The sequence below is a fragment of the Exiguobacterium sp. s122 genome, assembly GCF_018618475.1.
In the GTDB taxonomy this organism is placed as follows: domain Bacteria; phylum Bacillota; class Bacilli; order Exiguobacteriales; family Exiguobacteriaceae; genus Exiguobacterium; species Exiguobacterium himgiriensis.
In genome coordinates, this window is sequence record NZ_JACSMD010000001.1 from 2,040,671 (window position 1) to 2,057,285 (window position 16,615).

The following is a 16,615-nucleotide window of genomic DNA, read 5'->3' on the forward strand; positions in this document are numbered from 1 at the left end:
GGGTGGATCTTTTTATTTCACGCTCGTCGGTTTGATGTTCCAGACTGCGTTCGCGTACTCGGTGATTGTCCGGTCGCTTGAGAAAATGCCGGATTTGGCCGTGTTGACGATCGAACTTTCCGCCCAACGCGCTTGGTCCACGAACATCTCTCCGGCGCGACGCTGCGCCTGCATGTAGGAAGCGAAGTCCTTCAAGACGAGGAAATCATCGTTATACACGAGAAGCGAGTCGTAGATTGCCTGGAATTGATATTCGCCAACTTTATCGAACGTCCCGTTGACGAGACCGTCGACGACGTCGCGAATCTCTTGGTTCGCATGATACGTGTCCGCTGCGTGATAGCCGCCGAACTTTTTATAGTTCATGACTTCTTGCGGCGTCAAACCGAAGATGAAGATATGGTCGTCCCCGACCGCATCACGAATCTCGATATTCGCACCGTCAAGTGTCCCAATCGTCAAGGCGCCATTCATCATAAACTTCATGTTCCCAGTCCCCGACGCCTCGTAGCTCGCCGTCGAAATTTGTTCGCTCACGTCAGAACCCGGGAAAATCCGTTCTGCCATCGAGACGCGATAGTTCTCGAGGAAGATGACTTTGATGAATTGACTCGCCCGCTTGTCGTTATTGATCAATGTTGCGAGGGCGTTAATGTAGCGGATGACTTCCTTGGCGTAATAATAGCCCGGAGCTGCTTTCGCACCAAAGATGAACGTCCGCGGCACCATCGTGAACGTCGGGTCGGCCTTAATCTTTTGATAGAGCGCATGAATATGGAGCGCGTTCATGAGTTGACGCTTATAGGCGTGCAGTCGTTTCACTTGGACGTCAAAAATCGAGTTCGGGTCGACGGTGATGCCCGTCTCTTCTTGAATGTATGTCGCTAAGTCGAGTTTGTTCTGTTGCTTCACGTCCATGATTTTCTCTTGGAAACTGGCGTCTTTTGAATAGTCCATCAATTTCTCAAGATCTTCCGGATGCTCGATCCATGACGGACCAATCGCATCCGTAATCAAGTTCGACAGACGTGGGTTCGACTTCAAAAGCCAGCGGCGATGGGTAATCCCGTTCGTCTTGTTGTTGAAACGGAGCGGGAACATTTCATATAAATGCCGCATCTCACGCTGCTTCAAAATATCGGTATGGATTTGAGCGACGCCGTTCGTCGAATGTGAACCGACGACGGCCAAGTTCGCCATGTTAATGTGCGCGTTCGAGACGATGGCAATCTCACCCATGTGCGGCTCAAGGTGCGGATAGTTGACGAGCACGTCACGACAGAAGCGACGGTTAATCTCGTCGATGATTTGATAAATCCGCGGCAACAACCGCTCATACATCTCGACCGGCCATTTTTCGAGCGCCTCGGCGAGGAGCGTATGGTTCGTGAACGACATGACACTCTTCGTCACGCGCCACGCCTCGTCCCATCCGTAGCCGTGCTCATCCATCAAGATGCGCATCAACTCAGGAATGGCGACAACCGGGTGTGTATCGTTGATGTGGACGGCGTAATGGTCACCTAAATGTTTAAGCGATTTGTTATGTCGTAGGTAAGACGCGACCATCGACTGGACACCGGCGGATACGAAGAAGTATTGCTGTTTCAGGCGCAACACTTTTCCTTCGTACGTCGTGTCGTCCGGATATAAGAACTCGGAAATGGTGGCAATCGACTGCTTATATTTGAGCAAGTCTTTATACGACCCTTTCGTCCGTTCCATATACTCCTCATCATCGTACGGTGATTCAGCGTTCCACAGACGGAGCGTATTGACGACGTCGTTCTTATAACCGATGACCGGCATATCATACGGGACGGCCCGGACGACCTCATCCGGGTGATGGACGACACGGAGACGATCGCCGATTTGGCGCATCTCAATCCAACCGCCAAAATTGACGTCAACCGCGCGATCGGCGCGGCGCGTCTCCCACATGTTGCCGTCACGGAGCCAGTTGTCCGGAAGCTCGACTTGATAGCCATCGACAATCTTTTGCTTGAAGAGACCATAGCGATAGCGAATCCCGTTACCATGACCCGGCAGGCTGAGTGCCGCGAGCGAGTCAAGGAAGCAGGCGGCCAAGCGACCGAGTCCCCCGTTCCCAAGACCTGGCTCCGGCTCGAACTCCGTGATTTCAAAGAAATCGAACCCGAGCTCTTCCAGCCCTTCCTGAACGACTTCGAGCACGTCCATGCTGAGCAAGTTGTTGTAAAGGAAACGACCTAACAAAAATTCAAGCGAGAAATAAATGACTTGCTTGCTCTGTTTCTCTTCTTGCTTGTCGCGCGTGTTGATCCATTTCGGAATCGCTTGTTCACGCACCATTGTGGCCAACGTCTGATACACTTCCTGCTCGGTCCCCTCTTTGAACGACTTTCCGTTTAAAGCGACGAATCGGTCTTTGAACGAAGTGACGAAGCTCTGTTTGTCTGTGAACATATGTGTGTAAAACTCCTTCCAGTCATGCAAATAAGTGATAGAGCTCACGGTATTGCTTCGCGGATTGTTTCCAGCTGAAGTCTTCCGTCATCGCTTGATGGACAAGGGCATTCCACGTATTGCGGTCATAGAAGACACGAATCGATTTTTCAATCGTGGCGAGCATTTCATGAGCGTTATAGTTCAAGAACCCAAAACCGGTCCCTTCCTGCGTATATTCGTTGTATGGTTTGACCGTGTCACGGAGCCCGCCTGTCTCACGAATGATCGGGAGTGTCCCATAACGCATCGAAATCAATTGGCTGAGGCCACACGGTTCGAACCGTGATGGCATGAGGAATGCGTCCGACCCAGCGTAAATCAGATGAGCGAGCTCGATATCGAACCCGATGTATGACCCAATTTTTCCTGGGTGGCGCGCCGTCATCTCATGGACAATCGCTTCGTATTCCGGTTGGCCGGAACCGAGGAAGACGAATTGACAATCGAGGTTGCCGAGCTCACCGCTCACCCCGTTAATTAAATCGAGACCTTTTTGTTCGACGAGACGGCTAACGAACCCGATGAGCATGACGTCGTCACGCACTTCTAACCCAAACCGTTCTTGAAGCGCACGTTTGTTGACGATTTTGCCTTCTTTCACTGTGTCCAAGTCGTACGTCATCGCGATACGTTTGTCCGTGTTCGGATCGTTCGTCGCCAAGTCGAGGCCATTCAAAATACCACGGACATCAACTGCGCGATAACGGAGTGCGGCGTCGAGCCCTTCTCCGTAATACGGCTCCATAATCTCATCACGATAAGATGGACTGACCGTCGTAATTTGATCAGAATGGACAATGCCTGCTTTCATATAGTTGACGAGGCCGTTGTGTTGAATGCCTTCGGCTGTAAAGTGTTCCGGTCCGAATTGAAGCAATTCGCCAAGTACTTCTTCAGGGAAGATGCCCTGGTATTGTAGGTTATGGATGGTAAACACCGTGCGAATCTTTTGATACGCTTCGATATGTTGATAATGAATGCGTAAAAATGCCGGTACGACACCGGTTTGCCAATCGTGACAGTGGAGCACGTCTGGCACGAGCGACTCGTCTAGTTTCCCGATCATTTCAAGGGCGGCCCGTGAGAAGAATGCGAATCGTTCCGCGTCGTCATAGTGTCCATAGAGGACACCTTCACGGTTGAAATAGTATTCATTGTCGATGAAGTAATACGTGATTCCGTCGCGCTCGAGTTTAAGCACCGCGGCGAACTGTTTACGCCATCCGACCGGAACGATCAAATCGAATAAGTATTCCATCTCCTCGACGTATTCGGCGGCCATCGAGCCATATTTCGGCATGACGACACTGACTTCCTCGCCAAGGCTAGACACCGCTTGAGGGAGCGAGCCAATGACATCGGCAAGCCCCCCCGTTTTCATGAACGGTGCCGCTTCTGAAGCGACATACCATATTTTCATAATATCCTCCCTCACACCGTAGTCCGTTTTCCGATGACGATCGGCTCATCGACCGTCCCACGAATGACCTGTCCACGTTTCACGACCACTTCTTTATCTAAAATGGCGTTTTCCACGACAGCGCCTTCTTCAATGATGGACTTGGATAGAATGATTGAATTTTTGACACGGGCATGTTCGCTCACGACGACGCCACGGAACAAAATACTGTTTTGCACTTCGCCGCTGATTTTACAGCCGTTCGCGACGAGCGCCTCATTCACTTTCGACCCTTTCAAGTAACGCGTTGGCGGTTCATGCTTGATTTTCGTATAAATGTGCGGGAAATCATAGATAATCCCTTCGTGACGAAGTAAACGCATGCTCTCGTTATAGTACGAGAGAACCGAATGGATGACTTGCATTTTACCCGTATAGTGATAACCATGAACGTGTAAGCGATGTAGCTGCGGACGAATCACGCCGTCGAGTAAATCGTACTCGCCACGCGACGTCGCCTCATCGACGAGGCGGAGGAACAAGTTCTTCGACATGATGATGGTCTCTGTGTACGTGTACTCATCGTCCGGGCTATAGCCCCGCTCCGAGATGCCAACGACCCGGTCGTTTTCACCGAGACGAATTGGACGACAGTAGCCACATTTTTGCTCATGCCCGGTATAAGCGAGCGTAATGTCTGCACCCATCGATTTATGGTGGTCGAGCATGTCTTGGAAGTCGATCGTCGTCAAGACGTTCGAACCTGTGATGACGACATACGGCTGCTTACTGCGTACGAAGTGTTCACGGTGCATCGAGAAGTTCGCCAAATCACCCAAGTACGCTTCCCCGTCCGGCTTGAGCGCCGGCGGGAAAATATGAAGACCGCCCTGTGAACGATCGAGGTCCCATTCTTTCCCTGAGCCGAGATGGTCCATCAATGAGCGATACTTGTCGAGCGTGAAAATCCCGACTTGATTGATGCCTTGTGTAATCATATTTGTCAATGTGAAGTCAATGAGTCGATATCGTCCTGAGAACGGGACAGACGCTAAATTGCGATGCCCCGTAAACTCTGGAAATAATCCTTCTTCGGTCCCTAAGTTGATGACCCCTAACAAATCATTCGTCAACAATAACGCCTCCTTGCGTCGGTCTTTTTTTGGTTCAAGCACGCTGTTTGAATACTGCTCCGCTCTCGATGTTTTCATGAGGTTCGATGACAACAATTTCACCACCCGGCTCGCCGATTGTCGCTCCGTCTTCAATGACGGCACAGCTTGCGACGATGGCTCGATGAATCGTCACATCTTTTCCGATGCGAGCCCCCGGCATGATGACAGAATCTTTAACGAGCGACCCTTCGCCGACACGCACGTCATAAAATAGGACGGAGTGTTGGACTTCCCCTTCGATTTGGCAGCCTTCGTTAATGACCGACTGTTCGATACAGGCATCTTTTCCAATGAATTGTGGTGTCTGATTCGGATTGACCGAATACATTTTCCAGTTTGGATCGTATAAATCAAACGGCGGATCTTCTTCTAACAAGTCCATGTTCGCTTCCCAAAGTGATTGAATCGTACCGACGTCTTTCCAGTAGCCTTTGAACTTATAAGCGAAGACATTGAGTCCGTCGAGCAACGTGTTCGGAATGATGTTCTTCCCGAAGTCGAAGCTTGATGTCTCGTCTTCCGCATCTTGAATCAAGTGCTCCCGAAGCACTTTCCAATTGAAGATGTAAATTCCCATTGAAGCCAAGTTGCTCTTCGGTTTTTCTGGCTTCTCTTCGAATTCTTTAATGCGGAGATCGTCTGTTGTATTTAAAATCCCGAAACGTGGCGCTTCATCCCATGGCACTTCCATGACCGAGATGGTGACATCTGCTCCCTTTTCTTTATGGAAATCGAGCATCTTCTCGTAATCCATTTTATAAATATGGTCACCCGACAAAATCAAGACGTACTCTGGCTCATAATCGTCGATATAGCTCAAGTTTCGATAAATTGCGTTCGCTGTACCTTCGTACCAGTTTTTCCCCGATTGTGCCTGGTATGGCGGCAAGATGGCCAAGCCTCCGTTGCGGCGGTCTAAATCCCATGCTGACCCGATTCCAAGATAGCGGTTTAGTTCAAGCGGTTCATATTGTGTTAAGACACCGACTGTCGTGATTCCCGAATTTGTGCAGTTCGACAACGGAAAATCGATGATTCGGTATTTTCCTCCAAAGTGGACGGCCGGTTTCGCCGTCTTGCGCGTGAGGGGCCCGAGTCGCTTCCCTTCTCCTCCCGCGAGGAGCATCGCAACCATTTCTTGCTTCATAGTACAGCCTCCTAAATTCATAATATAAACCTCTATTACCCTTTTTCGCTGTTTCCTAATGTATTCCTGCCCAAATTATTATATGATAACGTTTACATTTTGAAATTTATTGAAAGATTGACGATATAATGAATGAAGAGAGGGGTGAGCGAATGCGCGCATGGGTAGGAACACTCTTTTTTGCCGGATTGATGGCTGTGGGGGTCACAGTGAGCAGTGCGTTAAAAGAGGAAATCGAACAAGCGAAGACGATTGTTGCATGGGGGGAAGAGACCGTCCAGGCGGCACCGTTGTCGACGAAGCATGCTGTCACGCTCGCTTATCAAGGCGGTACGGAGACACTTTATTTAAGCGGCCGCCGCGATGACGTCTCTCTTGACGGACTCCCTAATTATATTCGCGACGCCATCATGATTATAGAAGATCGTAAATTCAACGCCCATCCTGGTTACGACCTCGGAGGGATTGCCCGGGCCTTTATTAACAACGCCAATGAGACCTCCGTCCAAGGCGGGAGCACCATTACGCAACAGTTAGCACGGAACGTTTACTTGACGCACGAGCGGACGTACGAACGCAAAGTGAAGGAATTGATGGTCGCTCGCGCACTCGAAAAAAATTATAGTAAGAAAGAAATTATGACGGCATATAGTAACGTCATCTTCTTCGGACATAATGTATATGGGATTCAATCGGCGGCCGATACGTACTTCGCCCGCCCCCTTGAAGACTTGAACTGGAATCAGATTGCTTACTTATTAACGGTGCCGAACAATCCGTCCTTATATGACCCGCTCAACCCGTCCCCCGCGTTCTATGAACGAAAAGACCGGATTTTGACGCAGTTAAAAGAGGCCGGGCTCATCTCACAAAAAGCCTATGACGCGGCACACGGCGTGAAACTGAAGGCTAGCTACCAACGGCACGAGATTCGTTATCCCGACTATATGGATGCCGTTGTTAAAGACGCCATCCGGCTCGTTCGAACCCGCTACGACCTAGATGAAGAAGCGGCACGCGACTACTTGGCTAGCAACCAGGCGACAATCGACACGTACTTGTCGGTCTCGCGTCAACAGTCAGCGAAACGGGAACTGAGCAAACTCCCTGCTGGACTAAACGGCGGATACGCCGAATTGACGCCGAACGGAAGAATTGTCGCCCTCGTCGACTCGGAAATGACCCAAAGCGGTGAGTTCAACCGTTCGACGCAAGCGTTCCGACAACCCGGATCGGCCATTAAGCCGATTCTCGTTTTTGCCCCGTTCATCGAGGAGACGAACGCGAAGCTCGAGACCGTACTCGACGGTCGTCCTGTCTGTTATGGGACGTATTGCCCGACAAACAGCAGCAATCGCGTCCTTGGTGACGTTACGCTCCGCGACACCGTTGCCTATTCGTTCAATACCCCGGCACTCGCCGCGTTCAATCAAATCGACCAAGAGGCGGCTTATGCCACAGCTGACCTCATGTTCAGCCAATGGGATCCTGACAAAGACAACAGCTTGGCGAGCGCACTTGGTGGGTTAACACAAGGCGTGTCCCCGAAGGAACTCGCAGCTGCCTATACGCCGTTTTTGAACAACGGTGTCTACGTCTCTGGCCAAACGATTAAAGAGATCCGATTTGCTTCCGGCGCCCCGACCCTTACACCGAGCGTGACGAAACAAGCCGTCTGGTCAGAAGAGACGGCTGCGACGATGCGACAAGCGTTGTCGGCTGTCACGACGTACGGGACCGGTCGCTATGCCGGGCAAATCAAGCGTCCGTATGTCGGTGGAAAGACCGGCACGACGAACGCCCATAAAGATATGTGGTACGTCGGACTAACGGATGAGACGATCACCGCGATTTGGCTCGGAGCGGATACACCACGTCCGTTCCCAGAGCTCGCGAACCGTGCCTATCCAGCCATTGTCTGGACGGAGGCACATCGATAAAAATAAGGCCAGAGGACAAAAAATCCTCCGGCCTTATTGTTTATATCTGAAAATTTTTATGCGATCCGTCTTCCATGAAGCGAATAAGTCCTGCTCATCAATGACTTTCCACGGGTTAAAAATGGTTTGGCCATTCTTATTAAAAAATAGACCTTCTGCAATACAGTATGTCGCGTGCTGCAGACGACCTTCCGAATCCCAGAACGTGACGACATCGCCCGGTTGAATCGGCGCCTCCACCTCTTTGTAAGAAGCATGTGTTAATGTATGAAGAAACGTTTGCGAATGAATCCATTGCGTGAGAAACCATTCTTGTTTCGTAATCGCAAACAACGTCGCCGCCAAACAGTTGCTTCCCGAAACAGACGAGAACGTATTCGCCCATTTCGCGATGTGCTTTGGCGTTTCGCTTGAGGGCATACAAGTCTCCCAGGATTCCCATTCTTTCGCATAATCCAAAATAAGTTGTCGCCGTTCGAACCGAGTTAAACACTTCCACACGTTTCGTTGTAAGTCTATATATGTTTCTCCATTTAACTTTACTGAATACGATTCAAGCTTCTTCGAGAGTCGAATATCCGAAACAGAAAACATAAGCCCTCTTCCAAAATGAACTTGATTGATGAGTAGCTCGTGTTTTAACTCATCTGATAAACATTGCAACCAATCTTCCGACACATGAAGCACGTGGCTAGCTGCTTGATCGATCATCCAATAGGTATAGGCGTTCGCCAAGCTAATCTCTCGATAGGCAGGATGCAAATCAAACTCACTTCTTGGAATAACCAGCATGCCCGAATCGGAATGAAATCGAGACAACTGATTTTCATCAACAAAATATAACGTGCAAGCGGGAACAAACGATTTCAACCATTCATTTATTACAGCCTCCGAAGGCGCGATTTGAATAACTTGATTTTGACTCATAAAATAATATCCCCGACCGAGTTAAATAGGCGAAGCAACGCCCACGCTAGTCCGCTCAATAATAGGGCCCACATCATCGCTTGAATGAGCAACAGTCCGATCGCCCGCAACGTTGACATCAATTGGCTTACTTGCCAAATGTAATAGAATAGATACAAAACGAACGTACCGAGCAAGACAGCAATGGCAGCGAGCAAAGAGTTGAGGAATAAGAAGCTGACCCCTGAACCGACAAGGAAAATCGTCGCGCCAGGTTTCAATCGATGAAGCGAGCTCCCATTCGTCTCACGGGCGAAAAAGGCGAAGCCGAGTTGATTGAACGTGTCGGCGACAAGCTTGAACGCGCTAAAGAGCATAAAATAAATCGTGAAAAAGACGACAAGGACGAGCACTTTCGTCTCTTGGACAGACAACAAGGCGATGACTTCACTGTAGACACCGATGCGCGTCAGCCACTCGATGACATATTCACTCGTTGCAATGGCAAGTGACATCGAGAACAAGATGATGCCAATCAACGGAGCATAACTTAACAAGTATACATTCGTTTTCATAGAGGACTCCAATTTCACATTTATTTCTCATATTCAGTGCAAATCTAATATCAAGTATATTATAATATTTGTAGTCATGGAGAATAAAAGGGGGATTTTCGGATGGGTTTATTATTGATGATGGCAATTAGCGTCGTCTTCCTCGCCGCGATTTTTACAGCTGGATATAACAGAAAGCCTGAGGGCAATAAATAAGAGCCGAGATTCTCACGAATCTGGCTCTTTTTTTATTTCAGTCCGGCATACCCTTGTTGACGGAGCGCCTCGTAGACGATGATGGCTGCCGTGTTCGAGACGTTGAGCGAACGAACGAGATTCGACTGCGGAAGGCGGATGCAGCGGTCGAGATTGTTCTCGATCACTTCCATCGGCAATCCTTTCGTCTCACGACCGAAGACGAAGAAGTAGTCTTTGTCGACGACGGAGACGTCAAGGTCACTCGGATACTGTTCTCCGTACTTCGTGATATAGAAAAACTCACCATCCGGGTGCTTCGCCCACAACTCATCGAGCGAGTCGTGATAACGGACGTCGACGAACTGCCAATAGTCGAGCCCTGCCCGCTTCAACATTTTATCATCCGTCGAAAACCCGAGCGGACGAATCAAATGGAGGACAGCGTTTGTGGCGGCACACGTGCGGGACACGTTCCCGGTGTTCGCTGGAATTTCAGGTTGAAACATAACGACATGAATGGCCATACAATTTATACCTCACTTTTGTTGTTCGATTTCAAGTAAACGTTGTTTTTCCGAAAGCCCGCCGGCGAATCCGGTCAGTTTCCCACTGCTACCGATGACACGATGACATGGGAAGAGGACGGGTAACGGATTTCGGTTCAGCGCCTGTCCGACGGCACGGACCGCTTTCGGCCGACCGATCTGCTCAGCAATCTCCTTATAAGAACGCGTCTCGCCAGATGGAATCGTCAAGAGCGCATCCCAGACGGACTGTTGAAACGGCGTTCCCGCCATCTCGATCCATTTGCGGTCCTCGTCTTGTAACCCGTCTCGTTCGACCCGTTCCATCAGTTCAATCAGCCACTCGGGCGCTTCTTCTCCAGAGGCGGACGACGCAAAGTCGAGGGCAATCAATTTCCCCGACTCATTCAGCTCATAGGATAGCCATCCCCATTTAGACGACACGGTTCTCACGGTCCCACTCCTCTCGGAAAATGCGAATCTCTTCTAACACCATCTCAGACTGCTCGGTTTGTTCAATCTCTTCATAAATCGTTTCCGCTTCGTCCCCAAGAATCGCCCCAATTGCCCATACAGCCGTTGCCCGCATGTCTTCTCGAGCGTCTTCTTGAATGAACGTCCGTAACACAGGAATGGCTGTCGGCTCACGATAATGCGCGAGCGCGAGAATGGCGTTTCGTTGAATCGGCTTCTTGCCGCGCCACGCACCGGATAAATGGCCAAACTTCGATTTGAACTCACGGTTACTCAGCGTGAGGAGCGGTTCAAGGAGTGGCTTGACGATTTCCGCTTCTGGCAATAGTTCTTCATGGTGTCGCCAGTCTTTTTTCCGATTGTACGGACAGACTTGCTGACACGTGTCGCAGCCGTAAAGCCTTCCACCGAGTTTTGAACGAAACTCCCGCGGCATGAGCGTCTTCATTTGTGTCAGATAAGCGATGCATCGCTTCGCATCGAGCACGCCCGGTTCGACGAGCGCTGACGTCGGACATGCCGTCATGCATTTATCACAATCACCGCAGCCGTCCTCAATCGCCTCATCTGGTGGCAAATACGTATCGAGAATCATTTCACCTAAATAAAGATAGGAGCCTTTTTCCGGGGAAATGATCGAGCAGTTTTTTCCACTAAATCCGATTCCCGCTCGTTCCGCCACGGCCCGATCGACGAGTTCTCCCGTATCGACCATAGACCGGGTCCTGACTCCCGGAACGATTGACTCAATATAAGATTGCAGTTGTTCAAGACGTGATCCGACGGCCCTATGGTAATCGAGACCCCAAGACGCTCGAGCGAACAAGCCTCGGCGGGAGCCCGTTACGCTACGCGGCGCTTCTTTTAACTTACTCGGATAAGCAATCGCGATTGCGATGATGGACTGCGCGTCTTCAAGCAATAACTTCGGTGTCGTCCGCTTGTCTAAATCCGGCTCCTCGAACCCCGAAGCAAACCCTTTTTCTTGTTGTTTGACGAGCCGTTCTTTCATGACGATGAACGGGTCGGCCGTCGTCACTTTTAGCTCGTCGATGCCGATTGTCTCGGCATAGTCGACTATTTTTTGTTTAATTGTTTCCGGACTTAATCCGTTCATCTGATCACCTCTTTCGAATCCATTTTCGCATACAAAAAATCTCTCCGCCACTCGGCAGAGAGATGATGAAGCGGGTGAAGAGAATCGAACTCTCGTCATCAGCTTGGAAGGCTGAGGTTTTACCATTAAACTACACCCGCATGGTTATCATATGTGCGTCGCATCAGCGACTACAATCAATATACACCTATACTTTTAAGAAGTCAACACTTTTGAATAAAAATGTTCTAGCTACTTGCTATGAAGTGTATATACCCTGACTTCCATATTCTAAATCATATTTCGATATATTTTTTGTATGATAAAAAAACTGCCGACGTAAGTCGGCAGACTGTTCAAAGCGAAGATGTTTTCGGTTCGCGCAAGAGATGTTTAATGTCACGGAACGTGACGAACGATTTGTTTTTCGCATCATAGAGTTTATATCGAAGCGACTTCAAACTCGAGAGTAACCCAATCGTCGTCGCCCGCTGAAGTGGTGGCGTCGCCGTATGCGCTTGTTCTAAGTTATAGTTCGGCACGCGCGGGCTCAAGTGATGGACGTGGTGGAAACCGATATTCCCGGTCACCCACTGAAGCACTTTCGGCAACTCATAGTACGAGCTCCCTTCAATCGCAGCCTTCACGTAATCCCATTCACTTTCATCTTCAAAGTATGAATCTTCAAACGTATGTTGAACGTAGAAGAGCCAGATGCCGAGAAGGCCCGCCGTGAACATTGTAATGCCCTGGACGATGAGAAACGCTTGCCACCCAACGAGCGCAATCATTCCGGCATATAGCAAAACGAGTGAGACATTGATGACGTGTGTATTGATTCGTTCTTTCTTCCGAGCATCTTTCCGGTTGAATCGGCTCGTGATGAGAATCAAGTATAACGGTCCAAGACCGAACATGACGAGCGGATTCCGATAGAGACGATATTGGAGACGTGTCCATTTCGATGCTTCGACGTACTCTTCAATCGTCATGACCCAAATATCACCGACGCCGCGCTTATCTAAGTTCCCGCTTGAGGCGTGGTGAATCGAATGCTCACGTTTCCACTTCTCATAAGGGAATAACGTCAGCACACCCATAATTGTGCCAACGACGTTGTTGGCTTTTCTATTTTTGAAGAACGACCCATGCGTGCAATCATGGAAGATGATAAACATGCGGACAACGAAACCGGCTGCAACAATCGCGAGTGGGATCGTCAACAACACCGAAATCTCGAGCGCTTGATACGCAAGAAACCACGCTGCTAAAAACGGTAAGATTGTATTGATCATTTGCCGTACACTCTTTTTCACATCCGCTTTCTCAAACGGCGAGACGTGTTTCCGGAGTTGGGCAATCTTTTCTTTACTCATATTCTTTCATTACCTCCTACACTACACAAAACCAAGATTACAACGACAATAAGATACCTGTTTAACAACAGTCATTTTTTAATACCAGGTAATTATACCACATATAATTTTTATTGTTTGATTATTTAAAATTTAGTGAAGAGAAAAAAACGTTGATCGGTTTAATAATCTCAATTAATTCCCTCTTACAAAATGAAAAGCCTCAAAAGGACGAATACGAAAGAAGTATATTTTGAAAAACTCTAGGTCTGACTCTTTAAATATATGGACACCGGTTTTAACTTTAACGAAATAAATATCTATAAAATATGCCGAGGAGATTCTTTACGTTCAAAGATTCTCCACGGCATGTTCATTTCAATATCTTCTCATCTAGGCTATTACATCCATTCAATTAAAATCGATTCTGCACTAAATCGAAATTGATACTCGCTGCCACCCGATTGCCCTCAGCTGCAGCAATTAACAAGGAGGATGGATTTGCTTTCTCCGCTTCCCCGGCAACATAAACTCCGTTTATCGACGTACGACCGGCTCCATCTGAAATCATCGCTCCCGTTTCATCTATTTCACACGATAACGCTTCAGCAAATTGATTCGGGCGGTAAAAACTTGGCACCACAAATCCGCCTTCTCTGCTGATCGTCTCGCCGCTCGTTAGCTCAATCCTTTCTAGCATCCCGTCATTCCCATGTAATTGTTTAATCTGTTCTGTATATATGTTAATGCCTTTACGCTTCAAATCACGTTGGACGTCTACAGACACCTCTACCCCGTTTGTAAAGACGATGAGATCCGTCGACCAATTGAACACTAGCTTTGTTAGATGAAGAACGTGTGACTCGTTCTCTGCAATTACGGCTAATGGTAAATCTCGCATCTCCCAACCGTCACAGTAAGGACAACTAAATAAGCTCTTTCCATAATAGTCCCTAATCTGTTGTAACGAAAACTCCTCCTGAATACCTGTAGCAAGCAATATCGTCTCTGTGTGATATTCTCGTTGTTCTGAGTAAACTACATAACTATTACCGTTTGGATTTCTCTTCACCTCTAGTACCGTTTCGTTAAAGATTGAAATAGCAGGATACTCCTTTAGTTCATCAAGCGCTATCTTTTTGAATTCACTTGGCTTGATACCATCTCTCGTTAAATATCCGTGTGACGCTTGCGTAACTCGATTTCGGTTTGTCGCATTGTCAAAGAGCGCAACATTTTTACGCGCCCTACCTAACGTTAATGAGGCCGCTAAACCTGCTGGGCCTCCGCCGATAATAATACAATCATATTTTTTCATTTCGTTTTCCTCATTCCTAAAAAGATATTAAAGAGTCTTAATATCTATGATTAGTGTAAGAAACACCATCGGTTTAGATGGATGATGTTTCATTGATTTGATTCGCTAAGTCCCGTAAATATGTTTGATTTAATTTGTGTAAAAATTTATCCTCTGCTGTCTCGATCGCCTTTCGTATTAAACAGTTCGGATTATGATTCAAACACTCATCAGATAGTGAAGATTGGCCTTCGATCACTTTGATTACATCGAGTAATGAAATTTCTTCCCACTCGTGCTTTAATTTATATCCGCCATTTGCCCCTGACACCGATATAACCATTCCCGACTTAACTAACTTTGTTAATATTTTTGATAAGTATGTGGGAGACACACCTTGACCCTCGGCTAATTTAGCTACTCCAATCAGCTCATGAGATTCATTGACTGCTAAAAATAACATGGTATGAAGCGCATAATTCGAGGCTTTTGACAATTTCATATCATCATTCCAATCATAGACTTAATATATCTATAATATCCTCTTTAACAGATTCATTCAAGGAACTCATCTTGATAGGAGGCTAGATATATAAAACGCAAAAAAGATCCTAGCCTCAGCTAGGATCTACGGATACCGGTGGTCGGAGTCGAACCGACACTCCAGAGGAACACGATTTTGAGTCGTGCGCGTCTACCAATTCCGCCACACCGGCATATTATGTTGGAGGCGCCAGTCGGAATCGAACCGACGATAGAGGAGTTGCAGTCCTCTGCCTTACCACTTGGCTATGGCGCCAAAGAATGGAGCGGAAGACGGGATTCGAACCCGCGACCCCGACCTTGGCAAGGTCGTATTCTACCACTGAACTACTTCCGCATAGTTGGCTGGGCTGGAAGGGATCGAACCTTCGCATGTCGGAATCAAAATCCGATGCCTTACCACTTGGCTACAGCCCAATAAAATGGGGCGACTGAAGGGAATTGAACCCTCGAATGCCGGAATCACAATCCGGTGCGTTAACCACTTCGCCACAATCGCCATAATATTAAAGCAGGGGCAGCAGGAATCGAACCCGCGCTGACGGTTTTGGAGACCGTAGTTCTACCGCTAAACTATGCCCCTAAGTGGTGGGGGGGGGCGGATTCGAACCGCCGAACCCGAGGGAGCGGATTTACAGTCCGCCGCGTTTAGCCACTTCGCTACCCCCCCACATGGTGGCTTTGGACGGAATCGAACCGCCGACACAAGGATTTTCAGTCCTTTGCTCTACCAACTGAGCTACAAAGCCATGTATGTAAGTAATTAATTTAAAAATAAAAATGGCGGTCTCGACGGGATTTGAACCCGCGATCTCCTGCGTGACAGGCAGGCATGTTAACCCCTACACCACGAGACCGAACATTAATTGCGGGGGCTGGATTTGAACCAACGACCTTCGGGTTATGAGCCCGACGAGCTACCAGACTGCTCCACCCCGCGACGATATAAAATTAAATGGTGACCCGTACGGGATTCGAACCCGTGTTACCGCCGTGAAAGGGCGGTGTCTTAACCGCTTGACCAACGGGCCTTGTTGTATTGAAAAACTGGCGGAGAGCAAGGGATTCGAACCCTTGAGACGGTTTTGCCGCCTACACGAATTCCAATCGTGCTCCTTCGGCCACTCGGACAGCTCTCCAAAAAGAGAAAAGTGGCTCCGCAAGTAGGATTTGAACCTACGACCTACCGGTTAACAGCCGGTTGCTCTACCACTGAGCTATTGCGGAACGATCTTGCCTGGCAACGTCCTATCCTCACAGGGGGAGACCCCCAACTACTTTCGGCGCTGAAGCGCTTAACTTCCGTGTTCGGCATGGGAACGGGTGTGGCCGCTTCGCTATCGCCACCAGACAAAGAAAATACTAACATCGTCCATCGGACGTGTCAATTCTCTTCAGGGTTTGTTCCCTGAAAACTGAAGTCCATCAACACAAACCATTAGACTAGATCAAAGCCTCGACCGATTAGTATCATTCAGCTCCACGTGTCACCACGCTTCCACCCATGACCTATCTACCTC

General features: G+C 48.5%; 13 protein-coding genes, 14 tRNA genes and 1 rRNA gene. 1 reads left to right on the forward strand and 27 read right to left on the reverse strand.

Going from position 1 to position 16,615, the window contains the following annotated elements:
- Nucleotides 1–12: 12 nt before the first annotated feature.
- From KNP92_RS10515 to KNP92_RS10530, 4 genes are read right to left on the reverse strand one after another with little or no spacing between them, the layout of a single operon-like run.
- The gene (locus KNP92_RS10515; RefSeq protein ID WP_214840109.1) at nucleotides 13–2,445 is read right to left on the reverse strand and encodes a glycogen/starch/alpha-glucan phosphorylase; all 2,433 of its coding nucleotides are present in this window, start codon (nucleotides 2,443–2,445) and stop codon (nucleotides 13–15) included.
- A 22-nt stretch (nucleotides 2,446–2,467) separates the two neighbouring features.
- Nucleotides 2,468–3,907 carry a glycogen synthase GlgA gene (gene glgA / locus KNP92_RS10520; protein ID WP_214840115.1) on the reverse strand — a complete coding sequence of 480 codons (1,440 nt, stop codon included), beginning with the start codon at nucleotides 3,905–3,907 and terminating at the stop codon, nucleotides 2,468–2,470.
- Between the two features lie 11 nt (nucleotides 3,908–3,918).
- Complete coding sequence (glgD, locus tag KNP92_RS10525; RefSeq protein WP_353047940.1) at nucleotides 3,919–5,061, reverse strand: glucose-1-phosphate adenylyltransferase subunit GlgD; 1,143 nt, start codon at nucleotides 5,059–5,061, stop codon at nucleotides 3,919–3,921.
- Nucleotides 5,054–6,208 (reverse strand): glucose-1-phosphate adenylyltransferase, encoded by a 1,155-nt coding sequence (locus tag KNP92_RS10530; RefSeq protein ID WP_214840118.1) that lies wholly within the window; start codon nucleotides 6,206–6,208, stop codon nucleotides 5,054–5,056. Before KNP92_RS10530 ends, glgD begins: the two co-directional genes overlap by 8 nt.
- Nucleotides 6,209–6,360: 152 nt before the next feature.
- Between KNP92_RS10530 and KNP92_RS10535 the strand changes: the two genes are divergently transcribed.
- Entirely contained in the window at nucleotides 6,361–8,148 is a 1,788-nt protein-coding gene (locus KNP92_RS10535; protein ID WP_251136462.1) for a transglycosylase domain-containing protein, read from the forward strand.
- A 33-nt stretch (nucleotides 8,149–8,181) separates the two neighbouring features.
- Here the strand turns inward: KNP92_RS10535 and KNP92_RS10540 are convergent, their stop codons facing one another.
- From KNP92_RS10540 to rrf, 23 genes are all read right to left on the reverse strand, one after another.
- Nucleotides 8,182–9,075, reverse strand: a complete 894-nt coding sequence (locus tag KNP92_RS10540; protein WP_214840121.1) for a hypothetical protein — start codon at nucleotides 9,073–9,075, stop codon at nucleotides 8,182–8,184.
- Nucleotides 9,072–9,629, reverse strand: a complete 558-nt coding sequence (locus KNP92_RS10545) for a DUF5366 family protein (RefSeq protein ID WP_214840123.1) — start codon at nucleotides 9,627–9,629, stop codon at nucleotides 9,072–9,074. Before KNP92_RS10545 ends, KNP92_RS10540 begins: the two co-directional genes overlap by 4 nt.
- Before the next feature lie 227 nt (nucleotides 9,630–9,856).
- A complete protein-coding gene (trmL, locus tag KNP92_RS10550) occupies nucleotides 9,857–10,330 on the reverse strand; it encodes a tRNA (uridine(34)/cytosine(34)/5-carboxymethylaminomethyluridine(34)-2'-O)-methyltransferase TrmL (RefSeq protein WP_214840126.1) in 474 nt (157 codons plus the stop codon).
- Between the two features lie 12 nt (nucleotides 10,331–10,342).
- Nucleotides 10,343–10,783 carry a methylated-DNA--[protein]-cysteine S-methyltransferase gene (locus KNP92_RS10555; protein ID WP_260564232.1) on the reverse strand — a complete coding sequence of 147 codons (441 nt, stop codon included), beginning with the start codon at nucleotides 10,781–10,783 and terminating at the stop codon, nucleotides 10,343–10,345.
- Nucleotides 10,764–11,921 (reverse strand): tRNA epoxyqueuosine(34) reductase QueG, encoded by a 1,158-nt coding sequence (gene queG / locus KNP92_RS10560; protein ID WP_214840128.1) that lies wholly within the window; start codon nucleotides 11,919–11,921, stop codon nucleotides 10,764–10,766. Before queG ends, KNP92_RS10555 begins: the two co-directional genes overlap by 20 nt.
- 69 nt (nucleotides 11,922–11,990) lie before the next feature.
- Nucleotides 11,991–12,061, reverse strand: a tRNA-Gly gene (locus tag KNP92_RS10565).
- A 195-nt stretch (nucleotides 12,062–12,256) separates the two neighbouring features.
- The gene (desA, locus tag KNP92_RS10570) at nucleotides 12,257–13,276 is read right to left on the reverse strand and encodes a Delta(5) desaturase DesA (RefSeq protein WP_214840130.1); all 1,020 of its coding nucleotides are present in this window, start codon (nucleotides 13,274–13,276) and stop codon (nucleotides 12,257–12,259) included.
- 394 nt (nucleotides 13,277–13,670) lie between these two features.
- Nucleotides 13,671–14,573 (reverse strand): NAD(P)/FAD-dependent oxidoreductase, encoded by a 903-nt coding sequence (locus tag KNP92_RS10575; RefSeq protein ID WP_214840133.1) that lies wholly within the window; start codon nucleotides 14,571–14,573, stop codon nucleotides 13,671–13,673.
- Between the two features lie 73 nt (nucleotides 14,574–14,646).
- A complete protein-coding gene (locus tag KNP92_RS10580; RefSeq protein WP_214840134.1) occupies nucleotides 14,647–15,054 on the reverse strand; it encodes an Rrf2 family transcriptional regulator in 408 nt (135 codons plus the stop codon).
- A 133-nt stretch (nucleotides 15,055–15,187) separates the two neighbouring features.
- Nucleotides 15,188–15,268: transfer RNA gene (locus tag KNP92_RS10585), tRNA-Leu, on the reverse strand.
- A gap of 9 nt (nucleotides 15,269–15,277) precedes the next feature.
- A tRNA-Cys gene (locus KNP92_RS10590) sits at nucleotides 15,278–15,351 on the reverse strand.
- Between the two features lie 6 nt (nucleotides 15,352–15,357).
- A tRNA-Gly gene (locus tag KNP92_RS10595) sits at nucleotides 15,358–15,432 on the reverse strand.
- Between the two features lie 5 nt (nucleotides 15,433–15,437).
- Nucleotides 15,438–15,512 (reverse strand) — tRNA-Gln (locus tag KNP92_RS10600).
- Nucleotides 15,513–15,518: 6 nt separating this feature from the next.
- Nucleotides 15,519–15,594: transfer RNA gene (locus KNP92_RS10605), tRNA-His, on the reverse strand.
- A 13-nt stretch (nucleotides 15,595–15,607) separates the two neighbouring features.
- A tRNA-Trp gene (locus KNP92_RS10610) sits at nucleotides 15,608–15,678 on the reverse strand.
- A gap of 3 nt (nucleotides 15,679–15,681) precedes the next feature.
- Nucleotides 15,682–15,765: transfer RNA gene (locus KNP92_RS10615), tRNA-Tyr, on the reverse strand.
- A gap of 3 nt (nucleotides 15,766–15,768) precedes the next feature.
- Nucleotides 15,769–15,844: transfer RNA gene (locus KNP92_RS10620), tRNA-Phe, on the reverse strand.
- A 32-nt stretch (nucleotides 15,845–15,876) separates the two neighbouring features.
- Nucleotides 15,877–15,952 (reverse strand) — tRNA-Asp (locus tag KNP92_RS10625).
- Between the two features lie 9 nt (nucleotides 15,953–15,961).
- A tRNA-Met gene (locus tag KNP92_RS10630) sits at nucleotides 15,962–16,035 on the reverse strand.
- A gap of 16 nt (nucleotides 16,036–16,051) precedes the next feature.
- Nucleotides 16,052–16,126 (reverse strand) — tRNA-Glu (locus KNP92_RS10635).
- A 17-nt stretch (nucleotides 16,127–16,143) separates the two neighbouring features.
- A tRNA-Ser gene (locus tag KNP92_RS10640) sits at nucleotides 16,144–16,234 on the reverse strand.
- Nucleotides 16,235–16,247: 13 nt separating this feature from the next.
- Nucleotides 16,248–16,322 (reverse strand) — tRNA-Asn (locus KNP92_RS10645).
- Nucleotides 16,323–16,330: 8 nt separating this feature from the next.
- Nucleotides 16,331–16,446, reverse strand: a 5S ribosomal RNA gene (gene rrf / locus KNP92_RS10650).
- Nucleotides 16,447–16,615: the final 169 nt, after the last annotated feature.

Bases quoted from the DNA above. Each gene is read 5' to 3' on its own strand.
- KNP92_RS10515 (WP_214840109.1), bottom strand. From the start codon at position 2,445: ATGTTCACAGACAAACAGAGCTTCGTCACTTCGTTCAAAGACCGATTC.
- glgA (WP_214840115.1), bottom strand. From the start codon at position 3,907: ATGAAAATATGGTATGTCGCTTCAGAAGCGGCACCGTTCATGAAAACG.
- KNP92_RS10530 (WP_214840118.1), bottom strand. From the start codon at position 6,208: ATGAAGCAAGAAATGGTTGCGATGCTCCTCGCGGGAGGAGAAGGGAAG.
- KNP92_RS10535 (WP_251136462.1), top strand. From the start codon at position 6,361: ATGCGCGCATGGGTAGGAACACTCTTTTTTGCCGGATTGATGGCTGTG.
- KNP92_RS10540 (WP_214840121.1), bottom strand. From the start codon at position 9,075: ATGAGTCAAAATCAAGTTATTCAAATCGCGCCTTCGGAGGCTGTAATA.
- KNP92_RS10545 (WP_214840123.1), bottom strand. From the start codon at position 9,629: ATGAAAACGAATGTATACTTGTTAAGTTATGCTCCGTTGATTGGCATC.
- trmL (WP_214840126.1), bottom strand. From the start codon at position 10,330: ATGGCCATTCATGTCGTTATGTTTCAACCTGAAATTCCAGCGAACACC.
- queG (WP_214840128.1), bottom strand. From the start codon at position 11,921: ATGAACGGATTAAGTCCGGAAACAATTAAACAAAAAATAGTCGACTAT.
- desA (WP_214840130.1), bottom strand. From the start codon at position 13,276: ATGAGTAAAGAAAAGATTGCCCAACTCCGGAAACACGTCTCGCCGTTT.
- KNP92_RS10575 (WP_214840133.1), bottom strand. From the start codon at position 14,573: ATGAAAAAATATGATTGTATTATTATCGGCGGAGGCCCAGCAGGTTTA.
- KNP92_RS10580 (WP_214840134.1), bottom strand. From the start codon at position 15,054: ATGAAATTGTCAAAAGCCTCGAATTATGCGCTTCATACCATGTTATTT.